General features: G+C 79.5%; 1 protein-coding gene. It reads left to right on the top strand.

The features are described 5' to 3' along the window. Positions 1–567: polyketide synthase dehydratase domain-containing protein (locus tag HW577_RS26235; protein WP_198378991.1), on the top strand; the 567-nt coding region annotated here is incomplete at both ends.

Genomic DNA, 567 nt, shown 5'->3' on the forward strand with positions numbered 1-567 from the left:
CCTGCCGTGCCTGCCCGCCACGCCCACGCCCACCGCCGCCGGCCCGCGGCGCATGACGGGCGCGGAGGTGGTCGCGCGCGCCGCCCGCGCCGGGCTCGACTACGGCTCCGCCTTCCGCCCGGTGACCGAGGTGCTGGCTGACGACGCGACCGGCCGGGCGACGGTCACCCTGGCACTGCCGGCCAGCGCGCCGCCGGCCGCGGGGTTCCTGCTCCATCCGGTGCTTCTCGACGGCGCGTTGCAGGGCCTCGTCGCGCTGCTCGCCGGGCGGGCCGATGGCCAGTCGCTCGTGCCCGTGCGCATCGGGCGCCTCGTGCTCGATCGCGCCGCCGGCCTGCCGGCGCGGGCCGAGATCGCGCTGGTCCGCCGCGGCGAAAGGCTGCTGTTCGCCGAGGCCGTGCTACGCGACGCCGCCGGCGCGCCAGTTGCGCTGCTGTCGGACATCTGGCTCCAGCGCGTCGCGATGCCGGGCCAGGCGGGGCCGCTGGCGCATGCCTTCCGGCTCGACCCGCTGCCCGCCGCGCCGCTGCCGCCGCAGCCCGCGCCGATCGGGGCCGAGGCCGCGAT

The sequence above is a fragment of the Neoroseomonas rubea genome (assembly GCF_016106015.1).
Classification (GTDB): domain Bacteria; phylum Pseudomonadota; class Alphaproteobacteria; order Acetobacterales; family Acetobacteraceae; genus Neoroseomonas; species Neoroseomonas rubea.